22 protein-coding genes are annotated in these 23,641 nt (G+C 70.4%); all 22 read left to right on the forward strand.

Annotation, left to right across the window (positions count from 1 at the left end; translation table 11 throughout):
* The 22 genes from G011_RS0112490 (at window position 1) to atpD (ending at window position 23,623) form a co-directional block, all read left to right on the forward strand.
* Entirely contained in the window at window positions 1-387 is a 387-nt protein-coding gene (locus G011_RS0112490; protein ID WP_019608753.1) for a response regulator, read from the forward strand.
* Window positions 384-1,469 (forward strand): DALR anticodon-binding domain-containing protein, encoded by a 1,086-nt coding sequence (locus G011_RS0112495; RefSeq protein WP_019608754.1) that lies wholly within the window; start codon window positions 384-386, stop codon window positions 1,467-1,469. Before G011_RS0112490 ends, G011_RS0112495 begins: the two co-directional genes overlap by 4 nt.
* Window positions 1,470-1,583: 114 nt before the next feature.
* A complete protein-coding gene (gene lysA, locus G011_RS0112500; RefSeq protein ID WP_019608755.1) occupies window positions 1,584-2,969 on the forward strand; it encodes a diaminopimelate decarboxylase in 1,386 nt (461 codons plus the stop codon).
* A 68-nt stretch (window positions 2,970-3,037) separates the two neighbouring features.
* Window positions 3,038-4,324, forward strand: a complete 1,287-nt coding sequence (locus G011_RS0112505; RefSeq protein ID WP_013151373.1) for a homoserine dehydrogenase — start codon at window positions 3,038-3,040, stop codon at window positions 4,322-4,324.
* Between the two features lie 244 nt (window positions 4,325-4,568).
* Entirely contained in the window at window positions 4,569-5,627 is a 1,059-nt protein-coding gene (gene thrC / locus G011_RS0112510) for a threonine synthase (RefSeq protein WP_013151374.1), read from the forward strand.
* A gap of 240 nt (window positions 5,628-5,867) precedes the next feature.
* Window positions 5,868-6,806, forward strand: a complete 939-nt coding sequence (thrB, locus tag G011_RS0112515) for a homoserine kinase (RefSeq protein ID WP_019608757.1) — start codon at window positions 5,868-5,870, stop codon at window positions 6,804-6,806.
* Between the two features lie 440 nt (window positions 6,807-7,246).
* Complete coding sequence (gene rho, locus G011_RS0112520; RefSeq protein WP_013151376.1) at window positions 7,247-9,235, forward strand: transcription termination factor Rho; 1,989 nt, start codon at window positions 7,247-7,249, stop codon at window positions 9,233-9,235.
* Window positions 9,236-9,526: 291 nt separating this feature from the next.
* Window positions 9,527-11,359 (forward strand): L-lactate permease, encoded by a 1,833-nt coding sequence (locus tag G011_RS0112525; protein WP_019608758.1) that lies wholly within the window; start codon window positions 9,527-9,529, stop codon window positions 11,357-11,359.
* 196 nt (window positions 11,360-11,555) lie between these two features.
* Window positions 11,556-11,765, forward strand: coding sequence for a 50S ribosomal protein L31 (gene rpmE / locus G011_RS0112530; protein WP_013151378.1), 210 nt, complete (start codon window positions 11,556-11,558; stop codon window positions 11,763-11,765).
* 111 nt (window positions 11,766-11,876) lie between these two features.
* Complete coding sequence (gene prfA / locus G011_RS0112535; RefSeq protein ID WP_013151379.1) at window positions 11,877-12,947, forward strand: peptide chain release factor 1; 1,071 nt, start codon at window positions 11,877-11,879, stop codon at window positions 12,945-12,947.
* Window positions 12,944-13,807 (forward strand): peptide chain release factor N(5)-glutamine methyltransferase, encoded by an 864-nt coding sequence (gene prmC / locus G011_RS0112540; RefSeq protein ID WP_013151380.1) that lies wholly within the window; start codon window positions 12,944-12,946, stop codon window positions 13,805-13,807. The genes prfA and prmC overlap by 4 nt, the downstream gene beginning before the upstream one ends.
* A 77-nt stretch (window positions 13,808-13,884) precedes the next feature.
* A complete protein-coding gene (locus G011_RS0112545; RefSeq protein WP_019608759.1) occupies window positions 13,885-14,670 on the forward strand; it encodes an L-threonylcarbamoyladenylate synthase in 786 nt (261 codons plus the stop codon).
* A gap of 12 nt (window positions 14,671-14,682) precedes the next feature.
* Window positions 14,683-15,846, forward strand: a complete 1,164-nt coding sequence (locus G011_RS0112550; RefSeq protein ID WP_013151382.1) for an MraY family glycosyltransferase — start codon at window positions 14,683-14,685, stop codon at window positions 15,844-15,846.
* Window positions 15,847-16,070: 224 nt separating this feature from the next.
* On the forward strand, window positions 16,071-16,496 hold the full coding sequence (locus G011_RS0112555; RefSeq protein WP_019608760.1) for a hypothetical protein: 426 nt from the start codon (window positions 16,071-16,073) through the stop codon (window positions 16,494-16,496).
* A gap of 105 nt (window positions 16,497-16,601) precedes the next feature.
* Entirely contained in the window at window positions 16,602-16,832 is a 231-nt protein-coding gene (locus G011_RS0112560; protein ID WP_019608761.1) for an AtpZ/AtpI family protein, read from the forward strand.
* Window positions 16,833-16,937: 105 nt separating this feature from the next.
* Complete coding sequence (gene atpB, locus G011_RS0112565; protein WP_026338246.1) at window positions 16,938-17,768, forward strand: F0F1 ATP synthase subunit A; 831 nt, start codon at window positions 16,938-16,940, stop codon at window positions 17,766-17,768.
* A gap of 124 nt (window positions 17,769-17,892) precedes the next feature.
* On the forward strand, window positions 17,893-18,123 hold the full coding sequence (gene atpE, locus G011_RS0112570; protein ID WP_013151386.1) for an ATP synthase F0 subunit C: 231 nt from the start codon (window positions 17,893-17,895) through the stop codon (window positions 18,121-18,123).
* A gap of 52 nt (window positions 18,124-18,175) precedes the next feature.
* The gene (gene atpF, locus G011_RS0112575) at window positions 18,176-18,721 is read left to right on the forward strand and encodes a F0F1 ATP synthase subunit B (RefSeq protein ID WP_019608763.1); all 546 of its coding nucleotides are present in this window, start codon (window positions 18,176-18,178) and stop codon (window positions 18,719-18,721) included.
* On the forward strand, window positions 18,721-19,545 hold the full coding sequence (locus G011_RS0112580) for a F0F1 ATP synthase subunit delta (RefSeq protein WP_019608764.1): 825 nt from the start codon (window positions 18,721-18,723) through the stop codon (window positions 19,543-19,545). The genes atpF and G011_RS0112580 overlap by 1 nt, the downstream gene beginning before the upstream one ends.
* A gap of 65 nt (window positions 19,546-19,610) precedes the next feature.
* Window positions 19,611-21,251, forward strand: coding sequence for a F0F1 ATP synthase subunit alpha (gene atpA, locus G011_RS0112585; protein WP_019608765.1), 1,641 nt, complete (start codon window positions 19,611-19,613; stop codon window positions 21,249-21,251).
* Window positions 21,252-21,254: 3 nt separating this feature from the next.
* Window positions 21,255-22,175, forward strand: coding sequence for a F0F1 ATP synthase subunit gamma (locus G011_RS0112590; RefSeq protein ID WP_026338247.1), 921 nt, complete (start codon window positions 21,255-21,257; stop codon window positions 22,173-22,175).
* A gap of 5 nt (window positions 22,176-22,180) precedes the next feature.
* Entirely contained in the window at window positions 22,181-23,623 is a 1,443-nt protein-coding gene (atpD, locus tag G011_RS0112595) for a F0F1 ATP synthase subunit beta (protein ID WP_026338248.1), read from the forward strand.
* The last annotated feature ends 18 nt before the right edge of the window (window positions 23,624-23,641 follow it).

The following is a 23,641-nucleotide window of genomic DNA, read 5'->3' on the forward strand; positions in this document are numbered from 1 at the left end:
GTGAACGCCCTACCCACACGGGTTCTCGTCGTCGAGGACGACGACGTCATCCGCGAACTCATCCGCCTCAACCTCGAACTGGAGGGGTTCGAGGTGTTCACCGCCGTGGACGGCCAGGACTGCCTCGACCGCGCCGCGCACATCGACCCGCACGTGGTCACCATGGACGTCATGATGCCCCGCGTGGACGGCTGGACGGCCGTCGAGCGCCTGCGCGCCGACGCCCGCACCCGCGACCGCCCCATCATCATGGTCACCGCGCGCACCCAGGAGACGGACCACCAGCGCGGCAGGCGCGTCGGTATGGACGCCTACCTCACCAAGCCCTTCGACCCCGACGTGCTCATCGACATCATCCGGAGCCTGGTCGACAGGGGCCGGGAGTGACCCCCGGACACCTGGAGGCCGCCGTCCGCGCGGCCGCCGCGCGGGCCCTGGACCTGGCCCCGGACGCGATCCCCTTCGTGTGGCCACGCAACGACCACGCGGACGGGGGCGCCGACGCCGCCACCGCCCTGCCGCCCCGCCTGGCGGGCGTCTCCGGCGGCCGGGAGACCGACCGCCGGGGGGACCGCCGCGCCGAGGTCCGCGACCGCGTAGCCGCCGAACTCTCCGCCATGCGCGACGAGGGCCTGGTGGACTTCGACCGCGTCACCGGCGACGGCCGCGGCTTCCTCAACGTCACCTTCACCGGGCGCCAGCGCGACGCCCTGCTCGCCGCGGCGGCCGACGGGCCCCGCTTCCTCACCGGCCGGGACTGGGACGGCGAGGGGGAGTGGCCCGCCTCCGCCCTGCACGAGGCCGGGCCGGTCGCCCAGGCCCGCAGGCTCGCCCGCGCCGACGCCCGCGCCCGCGTCGCCCTGGCGGTCGGCCCCCAGGCCCCTCCGCCCGCCCCCGGCGAGGCCTCCTGGCGCGACCCCTACCTCGACGGCGGGCACCGGGAACTGCTCACCCCCGCCGCGCGCGCCCTCGGCGCGGTCGGCGAGGACAGCGCGCGCGTCGCCTTCTGCCGCTCGGTGCCCGAGCACCCGCGCGGCACCGAGACCACCGGACGCGACCTGCCGGTGCTGCCCTCCGCCGAGTACCCCGGGGCCTGGGCGCGCCTGACCGACGCCAACCCCGCCTTCCGGATGCGCTACGCCCACGCCCACGCGACCAGCCTCGTGCGCTGGAGCGCCGAGGGCGCGCCGCCCCTCGCGGCCAGCCCCGACCGCACCGCCGCCGTGCGCGGCCTCCTCTTCGACGGCCCCAGCGCCCTGGACACGGCCGCCCGCCGAGAGGAACCCCATATCCTGGTCCGATACCTGGAGGCGCTGACCAGTGCCTACGATGAGTGGCGGACGTGTTCCGCCGCGGTCCCCGAAGCCTCTGAGCGGACCGCCGCGGACCCGGCCCTGCCAGCAGCCGTCGCCGGGGTCCTCCGCACCGGACTCCTCCTGCTCGGGGTGTCAGCGCCCACAAGGCTGTAGACGCCCCGTGCCCCCCGGTGGGCCGTACCCGTCCCTGGTGTTCCGATCGGTTCGGTGGACAATGGGGGGTGCCGCCGACCCGCACAGCCGTACAGTCCCAGCCGAAAGCCCATCATGAGCCGCTACGCCCACCCCGCCGGTTCCCGCCACGCGGAGATCCTGCCGGAGGACAACCCGCCGCTGCCGCCCGAGGACCTCAACGCCCTCGACCCGCGCGTGTGGCCCGCCACCGCGCGCCGAACGGACGGTGAGCTCACCGTCGGCGGCGTCGGCGTGCGCGAACTCGCCGCCACCCACGGCACACCGCTCTTCGTCATGGACGAGGAGGACTTCCGGGGCCGCGCCCGCGACTACCGCACCGCCTTCTCCGACGCCGACGTCTACTACGCGGGCAAGGCGCTGCTGACCAAGGCCGTCGCGCGCTGGGTCAACGAGGAGGGGCTCAAGCTCGACGTGTGCTCGGGCGGCGAACTCACCGTCGCCCTGGCCGCCGGGGTCCCCGCCGAGCGCATCGGCATGCACGGCAACAACAAGTCCGCCGCCGAGCTGCGCCGCGCCGTCGAGGCCGGGGTGGGCCGCGTCATCATCGACTCACTCGACGAGATCGAGCGCCTCGGCGCGATCGCCGCCGAACTCGGCGCCCGCCCCAAGGTCCTCATCCGCGTCACCACCGGCGTGGAGGCGCACACCCACGAGTTCGTCGCCACCGCCCACGACGACCAGAAGTTCGGCTTCGCGATGAGCACCGGCGCCGCCGCCGAGGCCGTCCGCCGCGTCCTGGCCGCCCCGCACCTGGAACTCGTCGGCCTGCACTCGCACATCGGCTCGCAGATCTTCGACACCTCCGGTTTCGAGGTCGCCGCCCGCCGCGTGACCAGGTTCCTCACCGGCGTCCACGAGGAGCTGGGCGTCACCCTGGCCGAGCTCGACCTCGGCGGCGGCCTGGGCATCGCCTACACCTCCGGCGACGACCCCCTGGACCCCAAGACCATCGCGGGGAGCCTGACCTCCATCGTGCGCCGCGAGTGCGAGGAGGCCGGACTGCCGGTGCCCCGCATCGCGGTCGAGCCCGGCCGCGCCATCGCGGGCCCGGCGGGGATCACCGTCTACGAGGTCGGTACCGTCAAGGACGTGGAGGGCATCCGCACCTACGTCAGCGTCGACGGCGGCATGAGCGACAACATCCGCACCGCCCTGTACGGCTCGGAGTACACCAGCCAGCTCGTCTCCCGCGAGAGCGACGCCGAACCCATGCTGTCCCGCCTGGTCGGCAAGCACTGCGAGAGCGGCGACATCATCGTCCACGACCTCTACCTGCCCGCCGACCTGCGCCCGGGCGACCTGGTGGCCGTCGCCGCCACCGGGGCCTACTGCTACTCCATGGCGAGCAACTACAACCACCTGCCCCGGCCGGCCATGGTCGCGGTCCGCGGCGGGAGCTCCCGCGTCATCGTGCGCAGGGAGAACGAGGAGGACCTCCTCCGCCTCGACGTCGGCTGAACGGTCCCGACGGCGGCCGGGGCCGCCCCGAGACGAGGATTCACGAGAGAAGTGGGAGTCACGCCCAAATGGCGATGAAGGTGGCGCTGCTCGGATGCGGCGTGGTGGGCTCGGAAGTCGTCCGCCTGGTCAACGAGCAGTCCGAGGAACTGGCCGCGCGGGTGGGCACGCCCATCGAGATCGGGGGCATCGCGGTGCGCCGCCTGGGCCGCGACCGCGGCGTCGACCCGGCGCTGCTGACCACCGACGCCACGGCCCTGGCCACGCGTCCCGACATCGACCTCGTGGTGGAGGTCATCGGCGGCATCGAACCGGCCCGCTCGCTGATCCTCGCCGCGATCAAGTCGGGCAAGTCCGTGGTCACGGCCAACAAGGCCCTGCTCGCCGAGGACGGCCAGACCCTGCACGCCGCCGCCCGCGACGCCGGGGTGGACCTGTACTACGAGGCCTCCGTGGCGGGCGCGATCCCGCTGCTGCGGCCGCTGCGCGACTCGCTCGCGGGGGACAGGGTCAACCGCGTGCTGGGCATCGTCAACGGCACCACGAACTACATCCTCGACCGGATGGACTCCCTGGGCGCCGGGTTCACCGAGTCCCTGGAACAGGCGCAGGCCCTCGGGTACGCCGAGGCCGACCCCACCGCGGACGTGGAGGGCTTCGACGCGGCGGCCAAGGCCGCGATCCTGGCCCGGCTGGCCTTCCACACCCAGCGGGTGACCGCCGCCGACGTGCACCGCGAGGGCATCACCGGCGTGTCCGCGGGTGACATCGCCAGCGCCCGCGCGATGGGCTGCGTGGTCAAACTCCTGGCCATCTGCCAGCGCTCGCAGGACGGGGGGTCGGTGGGCGTGCGCGTCCACCCGGTGATGCTCCCGGTCGAGCACCCCCTGGCCAGCGTCAAGGAGGCCTACAACGCGGTGTTCGTGGAGGCCGAGTCCGCGGGCCGCCTGATGTTCTACGGGGCCGGGGCGGGGGGTACCCCCACCGCCAGCGCGGTCCTGGGAGACCTGGTCGCGGTGGCGCGCAACCGCCTCGCCGACACCTCGGTGGCCGAGGGCGGGCACGACACCGGGCTGCCGGTGCACGACATGGGCGAGACCATCACCAGCTACCACGTGGCGCTGGACGTGGCGGACCGCCCCGGCGTGCTGTCCAAGGTCGCGGAGATCTTCGCCGACCACGGGGTGTCCATCAAGAACGTGCGCCAGGAGGGCAGCGGGGACGACGCCCAGCTGGTGCTGGTGAGCCACCCCGCCCCCGACGCCGCGCTCAGCGCCACGGTCGAGGACCTGCGCGTCCACGACATGGTGCGCGAGGTGGCCAGTGTCATGCGCGTGGAGACCTTCGCCGACTGAGCGGACCGCGCGCCGCGGACGGCCGGGACCCCGCGGAGGGCCGCACGGGACCCGTGCGGCCCCCTCCGCCGACCCCATGTCCGTATGATGAGACATCAGACCGCGATTCGAGATAGTGCGGGCGTGGTCATAGACTCGTAGCTGGTGGGGAGGACGGACGCGCCGCCGGGCCGTCCGGGAACCCCGCCGCTTCCACCGCGCGTCAAGCGAAGCCGCATCCACCCGAAAGGGACAAGTCGTGAGCATGGCACGGGCGTGGCGAGGCATCGTCGAGGAGTACCGCGACCGCCTCCCCGTCAACGAGAGCACCCCCGTTGTCACCCTCCAGGAGGGCGGCACGCCCCTGCTGCCCGCCACGCGCGTGTCCGAGCTCACGGGCTGCGAGGTCTTCCTCAAGGTCGAGGGGCTCAACCCCACCGGGTCCTTCAAGGACCGCGGCATGACCATGGCCATCACCAAGGCCGCCGAGGACGGCGCCAAGGCCGTCATCTGCGCCTCCACCGGCAACACCAGCGCCAGCGCCGCCGCCTACGCCATCCGCGCGGGCATGACCTGCGCCGTGCTCGTGCCCCAGGGCAAGATCGCCATGGGCAAGCTGGCCCAGGCCCTCGTCCACGGCGCCCGCCTGCTCCAGGTCGACGGCAACTTCGACGACTGCCTCGAACTGGCCCGCAAGCTCAGCGTGGACTACCCGGTCGCCCTGGTGAACTCGGTCAACCCCTACCGCCTCCAGGGGCAGAAGACCGCCGCCTTCGAGATCGTCGACGCCCTCGGCGACGCCCCCGACGTCCACTGCATCCCCGTGGGCAACGCGGGCAACATCACCGCCTACTGGATGGGCTACACCGAGTACTCCAGGGACGGGATCTCCACCCGCAACCCGCGCATGCTCGGCTTCCAGGCCAGCGGCTCCGCGCCCATCGTCAACGGCGCGCCCGTCACCAGCCCGAGCACCATCGCCACCGCCATCCGCATCGGCAACCCGGCCTCCTGGAAGCTGGCCGAGCAAGCCCGCGACGAGTCCGGCGGCCTCATCGACAAGGTCACCGACCGCCAGATCATGGCCGCCTACAAGCTCCTCGCCGCCGAGGAGGGCGTGTTCGTGGAGCTGGCCTCCGCCGCCAGCGTGGCCGGTCTGCTCCAGTCCGTCCAGGCGGGGCTGGTCGAGCCCGGCAGCCGCGTGGTGTGCACCGTGACCGGCAACGGCCTCAAGGACCCCGACTGGGCGCTGGCCGGAGCCTCCTCCGCCACCACCGTCCCGGTCGACGCCCTCGCCGCGGCCCAGGCCCTCGACCTGGCCTGAGACCGGTCGTCCACAGGGCGGAGGGAGTGCCTTCCGCCCTGGCGGGGACGCCGGTAACCTCCCGACCGGGAGGGGTGCGGCCCCGTGCCCGCGAGGGCGTGGGCCCCCGACAATCACCCTCACCGCGCACCCATCATCCTTGCAAGACCCCGGTCCCGCCTGTGGACGAGTACCACGGGGGGCTTCCCGAGAGCCCCCGCCAGGAGAGAGCCCCACGTGAGCCCATCACGCCCCACCCGGGTGTCCGTCCAGGCCCCCGCCACCAGCGCCAACCTCGGACCGGGCTTCGACGCCCTGGGCCTGGCACTGCGCCTGTACAACACATTCGAGGCGTCCCCGCGCGAGGACGGCGAGCTGCGCGTGCGCGTCGAGGGGGAGGGCGCCGACGAGGTCCCCCTCGACGAGCGCCACCTCGTGGTGCGCGCCATGCGCGAGACCTTCGAACGGGCCGGGGAGCAACTGCCCGGGCTCGACCTGACCTGCGTCAACGGGATCCCGCACGCACGCGGTCTCGGCTCCTCCTCCTCGGCGATCGTCGGCGGCGTGGCCGCCGCCAGCGCCCTGCTGGGGCGCACCGGCCCCGACGGCGGACCGGACCGCGACGGCATCTACCAGATCGCCGCGGACATCGAGGGACACCCCGACAACGTGGCCCCCTGCGTCTACGGCGGTTACACGGTCGCCTACCGCGACGGCGACCGCTGGGGCGCGGTGTCCTTGGCCCCGGACCCCCGCGTCCTGCCGGTGCTGTGCGTGCCCGAGTGGCGGCTGTCCACCGAGCGGGCCCGCGGGCTGCTGCCCGAGCGGGTGCCCCACGGCGACGCCGCGTTCAACGCCGGGCGCGCCGCGCTGATGACCGCGGCCGTTTGTGGCCATCCCGAGGCCCTGTACGCGGCCACGCGGGATCGGCTACACGAGCCCTACCGCGCCCCGGCCATGCCGGACACCCTCGATCTCATCCGTGACCTGCGGCAACACGAGAAACTGCCCGCGGTGGTCTCCGGGGCCGGGCCGACGGTCCTGGTCCTGTGCTCCACGGGGGCGGGGGAGGCGTCCGCGGATTCGCCGGAAATCGCGGACCAGGTTGATTCGATCCGCCGGAGGGCGGGTAAGAATTGGGACATACGCCCCCTGCTCGTGGAGCTGGCGGGGGTGCGGTCCCCATCTCCCCATCCGTAGCACCTGTGTCGAGGAATAGCCGTGGCCTGTGGTGGTGTTAGGCTAGGTGAAGCACCAGATGCCCCGTTGCGGGGCGAGTGCTCATCCGCCACAACGGCCTTCGCGTCCCATACTCCGGTGGTCCGGTCCCACGACCAACCGGAAGCGGCGGCCGACGTGTCGAGTCCGCGGTTCTCCCGCGACTGTCGCCAACGTCATCGCAGCCCGCTCCTCCTCGGATGAGCGTGTCTCCACGATGGACGGGCAACACCACCGAGCCATCCGCCCCGACGTCTGGCTGTACCCAGAGCCCGTCGCGATTGGGTACGGGACCGCCTTCACGCCGGTTTCCGAACATCCACGTGGGGCACGCCCTACCCGGCCCTGCCGGTTCGCACCACCGGGCCGGCCGCTCCAGCACCCGCTGACGGCCGACGCCCGCTCCTTGGGAAGGACCCTTAGTGAGCGACACCACCGAACTCCGAACGGACGCGGCGGTCGAAGACAAAGCCACCACCGGCGTTTCCGTGACGGAGGCTGGCGATGGCGCGCCGACAGCCACGCCCTCGCGGTCCCGCACGGCGTCGCGCGGCACCGGTCTCGCGGCCTTGAAGCTCCCCGAGCTCCAGAAGCTCGCGTCCAGCCTGGGTATCACCGGTACGGGGCGCATGCGCAAGAGCGACGTCATCGCCGCGATCGAGGCCAAGCAGGGCGGCCCGGTCGGCGGCCCCACGAAGGCCAAAACAGCAAAGAGCGCAGAGACGGCGTCCAAGGCCGGTAAGGTCGAGGCAACCGACGGCCGGGCCGAGGCTCCCGAGACGCCGGGCACGGACGAGGCCCCGCGCAAGCGCGCGGACAAGCAGCCGTCGGACCAGGCCGTGACCGACCCCCAGGGCGGACGGGGCGACAAGCCCTCCCGCGGTCGTCGTTCGTCCCGCCGACGCGGTGACGAGCCCGGCGACCAGCCCCGGGCGGTGGACGGCGCCGAATCCTCTACCTCCGCGAGCAGCGTGACCAAGACATCCAGCACCCCCCAGAAGAACGGCCCCGACTCCGCCGAGGACCGTGACAACAGGTCCGGGCAGGGTCGCGAGCGCCAGCGCAACCGCCGCAACCGCAACCGCGGCGGTGACGACCAGAACGCGAACAGCAACGCCCAGCAGGGTGGTGGCGGCCAGAACCAGGGCCGCGGCTCCGGTGGTGGCGGTGGCGACGACGACGACTTCGGCGGACGCCGCCGCGGACGCCGTCGGGACCGTCGGGACCGCCGCGGACGCGGCGGGGGCCAGGAGCCGGAGCCGGTGATCGGCGAGGACGACGTCCTGCTGCCGGTCGCGGGCATCCTCGACATCCTGGACAACTACGCCTTCGTGCGCACCACCGGCTACCTCCCCGGCCAGAGCGATGTCTACGTCTCCCTGGCCCAGGTCCGCAAGCACGGCCTGCGCAAGGGCGACCACATCATCGGCGCGGTCCGCCAGCCCAAGGACGGCGAGCGCAGGGAGAAGTTCAACGCCCTGGTCCGCCTGGACTCGGTCAACGGCATGTCGCCCGACCAGGCCAGGGGCCGCCAGGAGTTCTCCAAGCTGGTCCCCCTGTACCCGCAGGAGCGCCTGCGCCTGGAGACCGAGCCGCAGATCCTCACCACGCGCATCATCGACCTGGTGGCGCCCATCGGCAAGGGCCAGCGCGGGCTGATCGTCTCCCCGCCCAAGGCGGGCAAGACGATGGTGGTGCAGGCGATCGCCAACGCCATCACCGAGAACAACCCCGAGTGCTACCTGATGGTGATCCTGGTCGACGAGCGGCCCGAGGAAGTCACCGACATGCAGCGCACGGTCAAGGGCGAGGTCATCCACTCGACCTTCGACCGGCCCGCCGAGGACCACACGGTCGTCGCCGACCTGGCCATCGAGCGCGCCAAGCGGCTCGTGGAGATGGGCATGGACGTCGTCGTCCTGCTGGACTCCATCACCCGCCTGGGCCGCGCCTACAACCTGGCCGCCCCGGCCAGCGGGCGCATCATGTCCGGCGGTGTGGACTCCACGGCGCTCTACCCGCCCAAGCGCTTCTTCGGCGCGGCCCGCAACATCGAGGGCGGCGGCTCGCTGACCATCCTGGCCACGGCGCTGGTCGAGACCGGCTCGCGCGCCGACGAGGTGATCTTCGAGGAGTTCAAGGGCACCGGCAACATGGAGCTCAAGCTCAACCGGAGCCTGGCCGACAAGCGGATCTTCCCCGCGGTGGACGTGGACGCGTCCAGCACCCGCAAGGAGGAGATCCTCATGTCCTCCGAGGAGCTGGGCGTGGTCTGGAAGCTGCGCCGGGTGCTGCACGCGCTCGACACCCAGCAGGCCATCGAGCTGCTCCTGGACAAGATGAAGGAGTCCAAGAGCAACGCCGAGTTCCTGCTCCAGATCCAGAAGACCACCGTGGGTCCCGAGCGCTGACCCGCGGCCCCCGGGTCGAAGCAGGCCCCTCTCCCGTTCCGGGAGGGGGGCTTCGTCGTGTCCGCGCGGTGTGTCCGCGGCAGGCGGGCCCGCCCGGGCGGGCTCCCGCGTACGGGCCCGCCCTCCACCGGCCGCGTCCTCCACCGCTTTCCTTTCGAATCGCGGAAGAGCCAACCCGTGAAACGAAAAAGATCACTACTGTGTTGCGGATCACAGAAGGGTGTATCCCGCGACAGGAAAACGATTTAGGGTCTCGCCGTCGAGTAGTCCCCGCACCAGGGAGCCGCCCGGATGGACAACCTCGCCCTACTCAGCCTCCTCGCGCTCGCCCCGATCGTCCTCGTCGGCGTCCTGCTCGTCGGGTTCCGCCTCCCGGCCATGTACGCGATGCCCGCCGGATACGTCGTCGTGGTCGCCGTCGCCGTCCTCTTCTGGCAGACCGACTGGGTCGCGATCGCCGCCTCCACCGTCCAGGGCCTCATCCTCGCGATCGGCCTGCTCTACATCATCTTCGGCGCGCTCCTGCTGCTGTCCACCCTCACCAAGAGCGGCGCCATCGCCACCATCCGCACCACCTTCACCGACATCAGCCCCGACCGCCGCGTCCAGGCGATCATCATCGGCTGGCTGTTCGGCAGCTTCATCGAGGGCGCCTCCGGTTTCGGCACCCCCGCCGCCGTGGTCGCGCCGCTCCTGCTCGCCCTGGGCTTCCCCGCGATGGCCGCCGTCATGGTCGGCCTGGTCATCCAGAGCACGCCGGTCAGCTTCGGCGCGGTGGGCACACCCGTCCTCGTCGGCGTCTCCGGAGGGCTGGAGGGGTCGTCCGCGGCCGCCGCGCGCGCCGCCGAACTCGGCCTGGACATGCCCGGGTTCGTCAGCCTCATCGGGTTCCAGACCGTCCTGCTGCACGCCGTCGCCGGAACCCTCGTCCCGCTCTTCATCTGCTGCATGCTCTGCGGCTTCTACGGCGGGAACCGGCGCTTCTCCGACGGCCTCGGAGTGTGGAGGTTCGCGCTGTTCGCCGCCTTCGCCATGACCGTCCCCTCGGTCCTGTACAACCACTTCCTCGGCGTGGAGTTCACCAGCCTCCTCGGCGGCCTCACCGGCCTGGTCATCGTCGTCCTCGCCGCGCGCAGGGGCTTCCTCATGCCCAAGCGGACCTGGGACTTCCCGCCCCGCGAGGACTGGCTGGCCCGCTGGAGCGGCACGCTCTCCCGGGGGGACGGCGAGACCGCGCGCGCCGACGGAGGACGCGTGGGCTTCCTGGCCGCCTGGGCGCCCTACCTCATGGTCGCCGCGCTGCTGGTGGCCACCCGCACCATCACGCCCCTGGAGGACTGGCTGACCGGCGTCACGGTCGGAGCCACCGACATCTTCGGCACCCCCGTCTCCCAGCTCGTCGAACCCCTCTACTCTCCCGGCGCGACCTTCATCCTCGTCTGCCTGCTCACCTACGGCCTGCACCGCATGACCCGCCGCCAGATCGCCGACTCCTGGCGGATGGCCGGATCACAGCTGGCCGGGGCGGCCGTCGCCCTGCTCTTCGCCGTCCCGCTCGTCCGCGTCTTCATCAACACCGGAGGCGACTTCGGCGACACCGCCATGGAGAGCATGCCGCTCACCCTCGCCGCCGGAGCCGCCGAACTGGGCGGGACCGCTTGGCCGCTCTACGCCCCCTGGATCGGCGCCCTGGGCGCCTTCGTCGCGGGCTCCAACACCGTGTCCAACCTGATGTTCTCCCTCTTCCAGTTCTCCACCGCCGAACGCATCGGCATCCCGCCCGAGACCGTCGTGGCCACTCAGGCCGTGGGCGGCGCCGCGGGCAACATGATCACCGTGCACAACGTGGTCGCCGCCTCCGCCGTGGTCGGACTGGCCGGACGCGAGGGCGACCTCATCCGCCAGAGCCTCCTGCCCATGACCTACTACGTGCTGCTGGCGGGGTCGGTGAGCTACGTCCTCGTCTACGGGTTCGGCCCCAACAGCGGCACCGTCATGCTCCTTCTGCTCCTCGCCGCACTCACCGCGCTCGTCCTCCTCATGCGCAGGGCCGACGCGGACAAGCCCCCCTCCCGCACCGCCGGAACCGCCTCCGGAGGAGGCCGCGGGAAGGGGGAGGAATAGGTACTGGTCCCGGCAACGTTGTGGGTCTGGCAAACTGGTAGCGAGGAGTGGCCCGCCCTGCTTCGGCTGGGCCCGCCGCCCCGTTACCCGGATCGCCGCGACACCGGTTCGCGCATGGCCCACGACGACCGACCCGCCCCCTGGCGGCCCGGCCCGTCATGCGTCCGGCGGTTGCGCCCCTGATGAGGAGACACACATGAAGGCCGACATCCACCCCGAGTACGTCGCTACCGAGGTGACCTGCACCTGCGGTGCCCACTTCACCACCCGCAGCACCGTCACCGAGGGCAAGATCCGCGCCGAGGTGTGCTCCGAGTGCCACCCGTTCTACACGGGCAAGCAGAAGATCCTGGACACCGGTGGCCGCGTCGCCCGCTTCGAGAAGCGCTTCGGCAAGCGCAAGTAGCGCCGCCCGCTGTCCCGCGGGGCCGGAGCACCCGGCCCCGCGGGACCAGGCTGACCCCCGAGGGGGAGACGGACAGGCGAGGTAAGCACAACACGACGGGGACGGGCGAACGTGAAGCTGGACGACCTACTGGGGGAGTACTACGAGCTGGAACAGCAGCTCGCCGACCCCGAGGTGCACGCCGACCAGGCCAGGGCGCGCACGCTGGGCAAACGCTACGCACAGCTCACCCCCATCATCGAGACCTACCGCGCGCTCAAGGAGGTCGAGAGCGACATCGACACCGCGCGCGAGCTCGCTGCCGAGGACTCCTCCTTCGCCGAGGAGGCCGACCGCCTGACCGAGGAGGCCGAGCGGCTCACCGAGCGCCTGCGCGTCCTGCTCATCCCCCGCGACCCCGCCGACGACAAGAACCTCATCATGGAGGTCAAGGCGGGCGAGGGCGGTGAGGAGTCCGCCCTCTTCGCCGGCGACCTGGTGCGCATGTACCTGCGCTACGCCGAGCGCCAGGGCTGGAAGACCGAGGTCATCGACTCCACCCACTCCGACCTCGGCGGGTACAAGGACATCACGATCGCCTTCAAGAACAAGGGCACCCCCGAGCCCGGTTCGGGCGTGTGGCCGATGCTCAAGTTCGAGGGCGGCGTGCACCGCGTGCAGCGCGTCCCCGTCACCGAGTCCCAGGGCCGCATCCACACCTCCGCGGCCGGTGTGCTGGTCGTCCCCGAGGCCGAGGACATCGAGGTCGAGATCCACGAGAAGGACCTTCGCGTGGACGTCTACCGCTCCTCCGGACCCGGCGGCCAGAGCGTCAACACCACCGACTCCGCGGTGCGCATCACCCACCTGCCGACCGGCATCGTCGCCTCGTGCCAGAACGAGAAGAGCCAGCTCCAGAACAAGGAGCAGGCCATGCGCATCCTGCGCGCCCGCATCTACGCCGAGGCCCAGGCCAGCGCGGACGCCGAGGCCGCCGCCGAGCGCAAGAGCCAGGTCCGCACGGTGGACCGGTCCGAGCGCGTGCGCACCTACAATTTCCCCGAGAACCGCATCTCCGACCACCGGGTCGGATACAAGGCCTACAACCTCGACCAAGTCCTCGACGGGGAACTCGGCGGGGTCGTCAAGGCCCTCGTGGACGCGGACACCAAGGAAAGGCTCGAAGCGGCTCAGTCGTCATGAACGTCCTGCTCGACGAGGTCGCCCGCGCGACGCGCAGACTCGCGGAGGCGGGCGTGGCCTCACCTCGCGCCGATGCCGAGGAACTCGCGGCGTTCGTGCACGGTGTCCGTCGAGGGGAGCTGCACACGGTCGCCGACTCCGACTTCGACGCCCGCTACTGGGAGTGCGTCTCCCGGCGCGAGGCCCGCGAACCCCTCCAGCACATCACCGGCCGCGCCTACTTCCGCTACCTCGAACTCCGCGTCGGACCCGGGGTCTTCGTGCCCCGCCCCGAGACCGAGATCATGGTGGACTGGGCCATCCAGACCCTGCGCGCCATGGACGTCGCCGACCCCCTGGTGGTCGACCTCGGCACCGGCTCGGGAGCCATCGCCATCTCCATCGCGCAGGAGGTGCCGCGCTCACGCGTGCACACGGTGGAGGTCGACCCCGACGCCCTGGCCTGGGCCCGGCGCAACATCGACGCCAGCGGCCACGCCGACCGGGTCACCTCCCACCACGGCGACATGCGCACCGCCCTTCCCCAGCTCAACGGGCGCGTCGACCTGCTCATCAGCAACCCCCCCTACGTCCCCACCCGCGAGGCCGGAGCCATCCCGCCCGAGGTGCGCGACTACGACCCCGCCCCCGCGCTGTGGTCGGGCGAGGACGGCCTGGACATGATCCGCGCGCTGGAGGCGGTCGGCCGCAGGCTGCTGCGCCCCGGCGGCGCGATGGCCGTGGAGCACCACGACGGCCAGGGCATCGACATCCCCTGGCTCTTCCCCGAGGACAGGGGCTGGCGCGACGTCCTCAACCGCAAGGACCTGGCCCGGCGCGACCGCTTCGTGGTCATGCGCCGCGCCGACGAGGACGGCTGACGTGCTTTCCCCCGCCCCCCGTATCCCGGTCCGACCGTGAACCCGGTGGACTCCGTTCAAGAGTGAGGTGAACGCAGGTGAGCCGCATCTACGACTGCGCGGACGAGACCGCCCGCAAGGACGGCATCGCCGACGCCGCGTCCGCGGTACGCCGAGGCGACCTTGTGGTGCTGCCCACGGACACCGTGTACGGCATCGGTACCGACGCCTTCAGCCCGACGGCCGTGGCCAGGCTGCTCGCCACCAAGGGCCGGGGCCGCGAGATGCCCCCGCCGGTGCTGGTCGGCTCGATGCGGGCCGCCAACGCCCTCGTCGACGACCTGGGCAACCACGGTCGCGACCTCATGGAGGAGTTCTGGCCCGGCCCGCTCACCCTGGTCTGCACCGCCACCCCCAGCCTGTCCTGGGACCTGGGCGACACCAAGGGCACCGTGGGCGTGCGCATGCCGATGGACCCGGTCGCCCTGGACCTGCTCAAGGAGGTCGGGCCCATGGCGGTCAGCAGCGCCAACAAGTCCGGCCAGCCCTCCGCGACCCGTGTGGAGGAGGCCATCGAGCAGCTCGGTGACGAGGACATCGCCGTCTACCTGGACGGCGGCGAGACCGAGTCCCGCGTCTCCTCCACCATCGTCGACCTGACCTACGCGGTCCCGCGCGTGCTGCGCGCGGGCGCCATCTCCATCGAACAGCTGCGCGCGGTGTGCGGCACCGTGATCGGCGAGCTGCGCAAGGGTCCCCGCAAGCCCGTGCGGCCGGAGGGCGGCGAGGCCGGGGACGAGCAGGCCCCGGCACCGGAGGCGCAGACCTCGCGGGACGAGGACGAGAGCGCTCCCGGGACCGCCCCCGACGGCGACAAGAACTAGAGGGGCCAGGACGTGCGTGAGTACGCGCTCACCTTCGTCATCGCCGCCGCGGTGACCTACCTGCTCGTTCCGCTGGTGCGCCGGTTCGCCATCGCCTTCGGCGCCACGCCGCCGGTGCGCGACCGCGACGTGCACACCGAGCCCATCCCGCGACTGGGCGGGCTGGCCATCTACGGAGGGTTCGCCGCCGCCCTGCTGATCTCGGCCCAGCTGCCCCACCTCCAGGACGTCTTCCTCGCCGACACCTGGATGGGCCTGCTGCTCGCGGGCGGACTCATCACCATCGTCGGCGTCATCGACGACCGCTGGGGCATGGACGCGCTGAGCAAGCTCGCCGGGCAGACCGCCGCCGCGGGCATCCTGGTCTGGCAGGGCGTGCAGCTGCTGTGGCTGCCGCTGCCCGGCACCCAGCTCTCCCTGGGTCCGTGGCTGGGCGCGATGGTCTCGATCCTGCTGATCGTGGTGACCATCAACGCGGTCAACTTCGCCGACGGCCTCGACGGCCTGGCGGCGGGCATCGTCGCCATCTCCTCCCTGGCCTTCTTCGCCTACTACTACGTCGTCGCGGTGGAGCAGGGCTTCGTGCGCCAGTCCTATCCGGCGATGATCGCGATCATCCTCGCGGGCACGTGCGCCGGGTTCCTCTGCCACAACTTCCACCCGGCCAAGGTGTTCATGGGCGACACCGGGGCCATGCTGCTGGGCCTGCTGCTGACCTCGATCACCATCACGGTGACCGGGCAGTTCGACGCCAACACCGCGCGCGAGGGGTTCAACTCCGGCCTGGTGGTGTTCCTGCCGATCGCGCTGCCGCTGCTGGTGATCGCCCTTCCGCTGGCCGACCTGGTGCTGGCCGTCGTGCGCAGGACCCTGGCGGGCAAGTCCCCGTTCGCGCCGGACCGGGGCCACCTGCACCACCGCCTGCTGGACATGGGCCACAGCCACGTGCGCGCGGTGCTGCTGATGTACCTGTGGGCGGGGATCGTGGCCTTCGCCGCGGTCGCCCTGTCGGTGTTCGACTCCTGGGTCATCGTGTTGGCGGTGACCGCGCTGGTGGCCACGTGTGCGGTTGGACTCATCGCGCTGCCCCGTCTGCGGCGACGCGGACTGCTGTTCCCGCGGCGCAAGGAAAGCGTCAAGACGGCCCCAGATCACGATTCGCCAACTGATGGCTGAGCGGGCCCTCGGGGGCCGTACCTTGGAGCCGAGGAAAGGCGCTTCTGACCTGCGGATACGGTGGCGGAACAGGTGTGGCGAAGGCGACATGAGCGTGGAAAACCGCCTGGATCGGGCACTTTGTGGACCGTTAAGGTCGCGTTAAGGAACCCCCGGATTCAGCACCAAAAACCTTGTGATAGCTTTCACGAGCAGGCAACCACGACCCCAGACGGAGCTTCGCCATGCAGGAAAACGACGCCTGGAGGGCCTTCCGCGGTGCCGCGCTTCCCGGTGTGGCGTGCGCCCTTCTGGCCTTGGCGGTATCGGCGCTTCTCGCCGGTACACCGGGCCTGGCCGGCTCCGCGCTGGCCTCGGTGGTCGTTCTCGGCTGCTTCGGTCTGGGACAGGCGGGCGTCATCCTCGTCACCCGCCGAAACAAGGACCTCTTCCTCGCGGCGAACCTCGTGGGCTTCGTCCTCAAGATGGCGGTGCTCGGCGTTGTCCTGGTCACCCTGGGCAACAGCTCCTTCGTGGCCAGCCTGAACAGCGCGGCCTTCGTGTACAGCGCGTTGGCCGTCGTCCTGGCCTGGCTGGGCGGTCAGACCTGGACGATCTCCAGGACGAGGACGCTCCACGTCGACCCGGTCGAGAGCGCGGAGAACGGGTGATGGAGTGCCCCGGCCGTGCCCCTCGAAACGGGCGTAATACGATGCTTCCCGACGGCTGGGACTCCGAGTCCCCGTCCGAGCTCACATGCTATATTCCGGAGCGAGATGAGCAGCGAACCGACCAGGAAGACAGACGCGCACGAGGATTCGGTGCCGCGTCAGTCCGACGGGTGGGCCCTCTTCTCCACTCTGCTCTCGGGCGTGCTCGTCTGGAGCGCGATCGGCTGGGCCGCGGACGAGCTGTTGGGTTTCCAGGCACTGTTCCTGCCCATCGGGGCGGTTCTGGGAATGGCGGGCGCGATCTACCTGATCGTCGCCAAGTCCCGTCGCTCCTGAGTCCCCCTACCAGTCCGGCGTCGCGGTTCGCGCGACAACGCTCCGCAACAACCATCAACGAGGCTTTCTTGCGTCACGACGAAAGGATTCGCCGTGAGTGCTGACGTGCGCATTCTCGCGGCCGAACCGAATTGCCACTTGTTCGGTGACAACGGGTGCGGTTTCACGCCGCCCACGATCGGGATGTTCTTCCCCGAACCGTGGTACACCAACATCCCCGGCAGCGCGGGTATCGACCTCTACCTGGTCCTGCTGCTCGTCGCGGTCGGTGCCGTCCTGCTTCTGTGGTCGTGGTTCAGCCGCAAGCTGAGCCTCGTCCCCGGGCGCAGGCAGAGCGTCGGAGAGATGCTGGTCCTCTTCGTGCGCGACCAGATCACCCGTCCCACGATGGGTGCCAAGGGCGACCGGTTCCTGCCGTTCATGACAGCGGTGTTCACGCTGATCCTGGCCATGAACTTCACCGGCCTGATCCCCGGTATGTTGCCGGTCAACAGCAACCTGGCCTTCACGGCCATGCTGGCGGCGGTCATCTACGTCATGACCATCGTGATCGGAATCCGCAACCAGGGCGGCTGGGGCTATTTCCGGAACCAGATCTTCCCCCCGGGAATGCCCAAGGTGATCTACATCCTGGTCACCCCCATCGAAATCCTCTCGGTGTTCCTCATCCGGCCGGTGACGCACGCCCTCCGTCTCTTCGCGACCATGTTCGCGGGCAGCCTGCTGCTCGCCGTGTTCGCCTACGGCGGCTGGTACATGCTGAACCTGACGGCCGGACCGGTCCTGAGTACGGTTTCGGTGCTCTTCTCCGGTGCCGCTCTGCTCGGCTACCTGGCCTTCTTCCTCTTCGAGATCCTGATCATGGCCGTCCAGGCGTTCATCTTCACGCTGCTGGCCAGCCTGTACATCAACCAGTCCCTCGAAGCGGCCCACTGAACCCCGCACACCCCCCGGTCCCCCCGGGCCGGTCAGGGGTGTGGGAAGCCACAGATCCGTCCACACCGGCGAACTGACCCACTTGCGAAGCGCAACGCCGGACGTCGAGTAAAAGGAAACATCAATGGACATCGCTGCGATCACCGGCAACATCAACACCATCGGTTACGGCATCAGCGTCATCGGCGCCGGTATCGGTGTCGGTATCGTCTTCGGTCTCGGTATGCAGGCCATCGCCCGCCAGCCCGAGGCGCGCGGTCCGCTCCAGACCAACATCTACCTGGGCTTCGCCCTCATCGAGGCCCTGGCCATCCTGGGCTTCGTTCTCGCCTTCGCCGCCCCCACCGGTTCCTGACCAAGGTTCGCCGGCGGAATCTGATGGCAACTGACGCGAAGGAGGGCTGACCATGTTGGTGGAGTTGGCAGCCGATTACAACATTCTGCGGATCGACTGGGTGAAGTTCACCTTCGGTGCGATCGCGCTCGCCGTGGTCTACTTCTTTGTCGCCCGCAAGGCGGTGCCGAAGGTCATGGCGGTCCTCGACGAGCGTCACGACGCCATCGAGGGCGGCATCGAGCGCGCCAAGAGGGCCGAGGCCGAGGCCGAGGAGATCCGCCAGCAGTACCGCGAGAAGCTCGAAGAGTCGCACCGCGAGTACGCCCAGGAACTGGAGAAGGCCAAGGAGCAGCGGGCGGCGATCATCGCCGAGGCGCGCGAGGAGGCCCAGGCCGAGGCGCGTCGCATCGTCGAGGCGGCCCACGCCCAGATCGAGGCCGACCGCCAGCAGGCCCTGGTGCAGCTGCGCAACGAGGTCGGTGCGCTCTCCACCGAGCTGGCGAGCCGCATCGTCGGTGAGACCCTCAGCGACAGCGCCGCCCAGAACCGCGTCATCGACCGGTTCCTGGACGAGCTGGAGCAGAGCGACAGCACGCAGCGGGCAGAGGTGCGCTGATGCGTGGTATCAGCCGCACGTCGCTGGCCGAGGTGACCCGGCGCCTGGACGAGAACGTCCTGGCGTCGGCGGGAACCCCGCAGAGCGGCGTCTCCCTGGGCAGCGAGCTCTTCGAGGTCGTCGCCCTGCTGGGGAGCGAGCACTCGCTGCGCCGCTGGCTCGCCGACCAGGCGAACCCGGCCGAGGCCAAGACCGGCCTCATCGGGCAGCTCCTGGAGACCCGGGTGTCGCCGTCCGCGGTCCTCGTGGCCGGTGACGTGGTCTCGGCCAGGTGGTCGGGTCCGCGCGACCTGGTGGACGCGATGGAGCGGATGGCGGTCTACGCGACCGTCGCCCAGCTCCAGAGCGCCTCGGGGCTCGACGAGCTGGAGGACGAGCTGTTCCGCTTCCAGCGGATCGTCATCGCCCAGCCCGCGCTGCGCGACGCCCTCACCCGTGAGGGGGTCGCCCCCGAGAAGCGTCTCTCCCTCGTGGAGGGCCTGCTCTCGGGCAAGGTGAACCCCGCGACGCTGGTCCTGGTCGGAGAAGCGGTCACCCGGCCCAGGGGTCGTACCCTGGAGCAGGCGCTGGACAACTTCGGACAGCTCGTCGCCGAGCGCGCCAAGCGCTACGTCGCCGTCGTCCGCAGCGCAGTCGCCCTGAGCGAGCAACAGCAGTCCCGGCTCGGAGCCGCGCTCTCGCGCGTCTACGGCCGCGACATCCACCTCAACATCGAGGTCGCCCCCGAGATCGTGGGTGGCCTGTCCATCCAGGTGGGTGACGAGGTCATCGACGGGACCATCGCCGGGCGTATCGCCGAGGCCCAACGCCGCCTGGCCGGCTGACAGAACGCAAGGCAAGCACGCACGGCGCCAGCCCGGCGCCATTTGAGAGCAAGGACAACGTAGAGATGGCGGAGCTGACGATCCGGCCGGACGAGATCCGGGACGCGCTACAGCGCTTCGTCCAGTCGTACGAGCCTGAAGCCACCCGCGCGGAAGAGGTCGGTACCGTCACCTACTCCGGTGACGGCATCGCCCGCGTCGGTGGCCTTCCCTCGGCGATGGCGAACGAGCTGCTCCAGTTCGAGGACGGCACCCTGGGCCTGGCCCAGAACCTCGAGATCGGTGAGATCGGTGTCGTCGTGCTGGGTGACTTCACCAGCATCGAGGAGGGCCAGAAGGTGCGCCGCACCGGCCAGCTCCTCTCGGTGCCGGTGGGTGACAACTTCCTCGGCCGCGTGGTGGACCCCCTGGGCGCCCCCATCGACGGCAAGGGCGAGATCGAGTCCACCGAACGCCGTGAGCTGGAGCTCCAGGCTGCCTCCGTGATGGAGCGCAAGCCCGTCCACGAGCCGCTCCAGACCGGTATCAAGGCGATCGACTCGATGACCCCGATCGGCCGCGGCCAGCGCCAGCTGGTCATCGGCGACCGGCAGACCGGCAAGACCGCGGTCTGCATCGACGCGATCATCAACCAGAAGGCCAACTGGGAGTCGGGCGACCCCGACAAGCAGGTGCGCTGCATCTACGTCGCGATCGGTCAGAAGGGCTCGACCATCGCCGGTGTGCGTGGCGCCCTCGAAGAGGCCGGCGCGATGGAGTACACCACCATCGTCGCCGCCCCGGCGTCCGAGGCGGCCGGCTTCAAGTACCTGGCCCCCTACACCGGCTCGGCCCTGGGCCAGCACTGGATGTACGAGGGCAAGCACGTCCTCATCGTCTTCGACGACCTCACCAAGCAGGCCGAGGCCTACCGTGCGGTCTCGCTGCTGCTGCGCCGCCCGCCGGGCCGCGAGGCGTACCCCGGTGACGTCTTCTACCTGCACTCCCGGCTTCTGGAGCGCTGCGCCAAGCTCTCCGACGAGATGGGCAAGGGGTCGATGACCGCCCTGCCGATCATCGAGACCAAGGCGGGCGACGTCTCGGCGTACATCCCCACCAACGTCATCTCCATCACCGACGGCCAGGTCTTCCTGGAGTCGGACCTGTTCAACCAGGGCCAGCGCCCGGCGATCAACGTCGGTGTGTCGGTCTCCCGTGTCGGTGGCGCCGCGCAGACCAAGGCCATGAAGAAGGTCTCGGGCACCCTGCGGCTGGGCCTGGCCCAGTACCGCGAGCTGGAGGCGTTCTCCGCCTTCGGTTCGGACCTGGACGCCGTCTCCAAGCAGCAGCTGGAGCGCGGTGCCCGCCTGATGGAGCTCCTCAAGCAGGGCCAGTACTCGCCGTTCTCCATGGAGAAGCAGGTCGTCTCGATCTGGGCCGGCACCACCGGCCGCGTCGACGACGTCCCGGTCGAGGACGTGCGCCGCTTCGAGGAGGACTTCCTCGACCACCTGAGCCGCGAGCACTCGGGCATCCTCGACACCATCCGCGAGAGCGGCAAGTTCGAGGACGAGACCGAGAAGTCCCTCGACTCGGCGCTGGAGAAGTTCAAGCAGGGCTTCCAGACCTCCGCCGGAACCCTCCTGGGCACCGAGGCCGAGGCCGAGGCGCTGGACGAGGAGAAGGTCGGCCAGGAGACCATCAAGGTCGCCAAGGGCGGGAAGTAACCCATGGGTGCACAGCTTCGCGTCTATCGCCGGAGGATCCGCTCGACGAAGTCGATGGCGAAGATCACCCGCGCGATGGAGCTCATCGCCACGACGCGCATCACCAAGGCGCAGCGTGCGGCGGAGGCTGCTGGGCCCTACGCGCGGGAGATCACCCGGGCGGTCTCGGCCCTGGCCAGCCGGGTGACCGATCACCCGCTGCTGACCGAGGCCGAGAACCCCACCCGCGCCGCGGTCCTGGTCATCACCAGCGACAAGGGCCTGGCGGGCGCCTTCTCGACCAACGTGCTCAAGGAGGCGGACTCCCTCACCCAGCTCCTGCGCGAGCAGGGCAAGGAGGTCCTCACCTACATGGTGGGCCGCAAGGGCGTGGGCTTCTACAAGTTCCGCGACCGCCCCATGGAGGCGCAGTGGGAGGGCTTCACCGAGCGCCCCACTTACGCGCACGCCCAGGAGATCGGCTCCGCCCTCATGGAGAAGTTCTCCGCCGACGCCGCCGACGGCGGGGTCGACGAGATCCACGTGGTCTCCACGGAGTTCGTCTCGATGCTGACCCAGCGCGCCGGGGCCGTCCGGGCCCTGCCGCTGGAGGTGGAGGAGGTCGACAGCTCCGAGCTGGAGGCCGTGCACGGGAGCGAGCCGCTCCCGCTGTACGAGTTCGAGCCCTCGGCGGAGGAGGTCCTGGACCAGCTGCTGCCGCAGTACGTCGTCAACAGGATCTACTTCTCGCTCCTGGAGTCGTCCGCCTCCCAGCAGGCCTCCCGCCGCGCCGCCATGAAGGCGGCCACGGACAACGCCGAGGAACTCGCCAAGAACCTGACCCGTCTGGCCAACCAGGCACGTCAGGCTGAGATCACCAATGAGCTCAGTGAGATTGTCGGCGGTGCCGACGCGCTCGCTGCTGCCAGCGCGGGAAGTGAGTAACAAAAGTGACTGCGACAGTTGAAGGGACGGCTGGGGCTGGCACCGCCACCGGCCGGATCTCCCGGGTCACCGGCCCGGTCGTCGACGTGGAGTTCCCCGTCGGCTCCCTGCCTGCCATCTACAACGCCCTGCACACCGACGTGACCATCGGCGGCAAGGCCAAGACCATCACGATGGAGGTCGCCCAGCACCTGGGTGACAACCTCGTGCGCACGGTCTCCCTGGCCCCCCAGGACGGCCTCGTCCGCGGCGCCGAGGTGCGCGACACCGGCGAGCCCATCAGCGTGCCCGTCGGCGACGTCGTCAAGGGCCACGTGTTCAACACCCTGGGCGAGTCCCTGGACGTGCCGACCGCGGAGCTGGGCGTCACCGAGCGCTGGCCGATCCACCGCAAGGCCCCGGCCTTCGACCAGCTCGAGTCCAAGACCGAGATGATGGTCACGGGCATCAAGGTCATCGACCTGCTCACCCCGTACGTGCGCGGTGGCAAGATCGGCCTGTTCGGCGGCGCCGGTGTGGGCAAGACCGTGCTCATCCAGGAGATGATCACGCGTATCGCCCGCAACTTCGGTGGTGTGTCCGTGTTCGCCGGTGTCGGCGAGCGCACCCGTGAGGGTACGGACCTCTTCCTGGAGATGGACGAGATGGAGGTCCTCCAGGACACCGCCCTCGTCTTCGGCCAGATGGACGAGCCCCCGGGCACCCGTCTGCGGGTGGCCCTGTCCGCTCTGACGATGGCGGAGTACTTCCGCGACGTCCAGAAGCAGGACGTGCTGCTGTTCATCGACAACATCTTCCGTTTCACCCAGGCGGGTTCGGAGGTCTCCACGCTGCTGGGCCGCATGCCCTCGGCCGTGGGCTACCAGCCCAACCTGGCGGACGAGATGGGCCAGCTCCAGGAGCGGATCACCTCGACCCGCGGTCACTCGATCACCTCGATGCAGGCGATCTACGTGCCCGCGGACGACTACACCGACCCGGCTCCGGCGACCACCTTCGCCCACCTGGACGCGACGACCGAGCTCTCCCGCCCGATCTCGCAGAAGGGCATCTACCCGGCGGTGGACCCGCTGACCTCCACCTCGCGCATCCTCGACCCGCAGTACGTGGGCGAGGAGCACTACCAGGTGGCCCAGCGCGTCAAGGAGATCCTCCAGCGCAACAACGACCTCCAGGACCAGATCGCCATCCTCGGTATGGACGAGCTGTCCGAGGAGGACAAGATCGTCGTCAACCGGGCGCGCCGGATCGAGCGCTTCCTGTCGCAGAACATGTTCGTGGCCGAGAAGTTCACCGGCACCCCGGGCGTGTTCGTCCCCCTGGAGGAGACCATCTCCTCCTTCAAGGGCCTGTGCGACGGTGAGTACGACCACCTGCCCGAGCAGGCGTTCCTCGACGTCGGCAACATCGACATGGCCGTCGAGAAGGCCAAGAAGCTGCAGGGTTAGTTCTCCGGCCGGGCCGGT

Source organism: Nocardiopsis sp. CNS-639, from assembly GCF_000381685.1.
GTDB classification, from domain to species: Bacteria; Actinomycetota; Actinomycetes; order Streptosporangiales; family Streptosporangiaceae; genus Nocardiopsis; species Nocardiopsis dassonvillei.

What these genes read in the sequence shown, in the direction of transcription:
- lysA (WP_019608755.1), top strand. Translation starts at nt 1,584, where the DNA reads ATGAGCCGCTACGCCCACCCCGCCGGTTCCCGCCACGCGGAGATCCTG.
- G011_RS0112505 (WP_013151373.1), top strand. Translation starts at nt 3,038, where the DNA reads ATGGCGATGAAGGTGGCGCTGCTCGGATGCGGCGTGGTGGGCTCGGAA.
- thrC (WP_013151374.1), top strand. Translation starts at nt 4,569, where the DNA reads ATGGCACGGGCGTGGCGAGGCATCGTCGAGGAGTACCGCGACCGCCTC.
- G011_RS0112525 (WP_019608758.1), top strand. Translation starts at nt 9,527, where the DNA reads ATGGACAACCTCGCCCTACTCAGCCTCCTCGCGCTCGCCCCGATCGTC.
- rpmE (WP_013151378.1), top strand. Translation starts at nt 11,556, where the DNA reads ATGAAGGCCGACATCCACCCCGAGTACGTCGCTACCGAGGTGACCTGC.
- prmC (WP_013151380.1), top strand. Translation starts at nt 12,944, where the DNA reads ATGAACGTCCTGCTCGACGAGGTCGCCCGCGCGACGCGCAGACTCGCG.
- G011_RS0112555 (WP_019608760.1), top strand. Translation starts at nt 16,071, where the DNA reads ATGCAGGAAAACGACGCCTGGAGGGCCTTCCGCGGTGCCGCGCTTCCC.
- G011_RS0112560 (WP_019608761.1), top strand. Translation starts at nt 16,602, where the DNA reads ATGAGCAGCGAACCGACCAGGAAGACAGACGCGCACGAGGATTCGGTG.
- atpE (WP_013151386.1), top strand. Translation starts at nt 17,893, where the DNA reads ATGGACATCGCTGCGATCACCGGCAACATCAACACCATCGGTTACGGC.
- atpF (WP_019608763.1), top strand. Translation starts at nt 18,176, where the DNA reads ATGTTGGTGGAGTTGGCAGCCGATTACAACATTCTGCGGATCGACTGG.
- G011_RS0112580 (WP_019608764.1), top strand. Translation starts at nt 18,721, where the DNA reads ATGCGTGGTATCAGCCGCACGTCGCTGGCCGAGGTGACCCGGCGCCTG.
- atpA (WP_019608765.1), top strand. Translation starts at nt 19,611, where the DNA reads ATGGCGGAGCTGACGATCCGGCCGGACGAGATCCGGGACGCGCTACAG.
- G011_RS0112590 (WP_026338247.1), top strand. Translation starts at nt 21,255, where the DNA reads ATGGGTGCACAGCTTCGCGTCTATCGCCGGAGGATCCGCTCGACGAAG.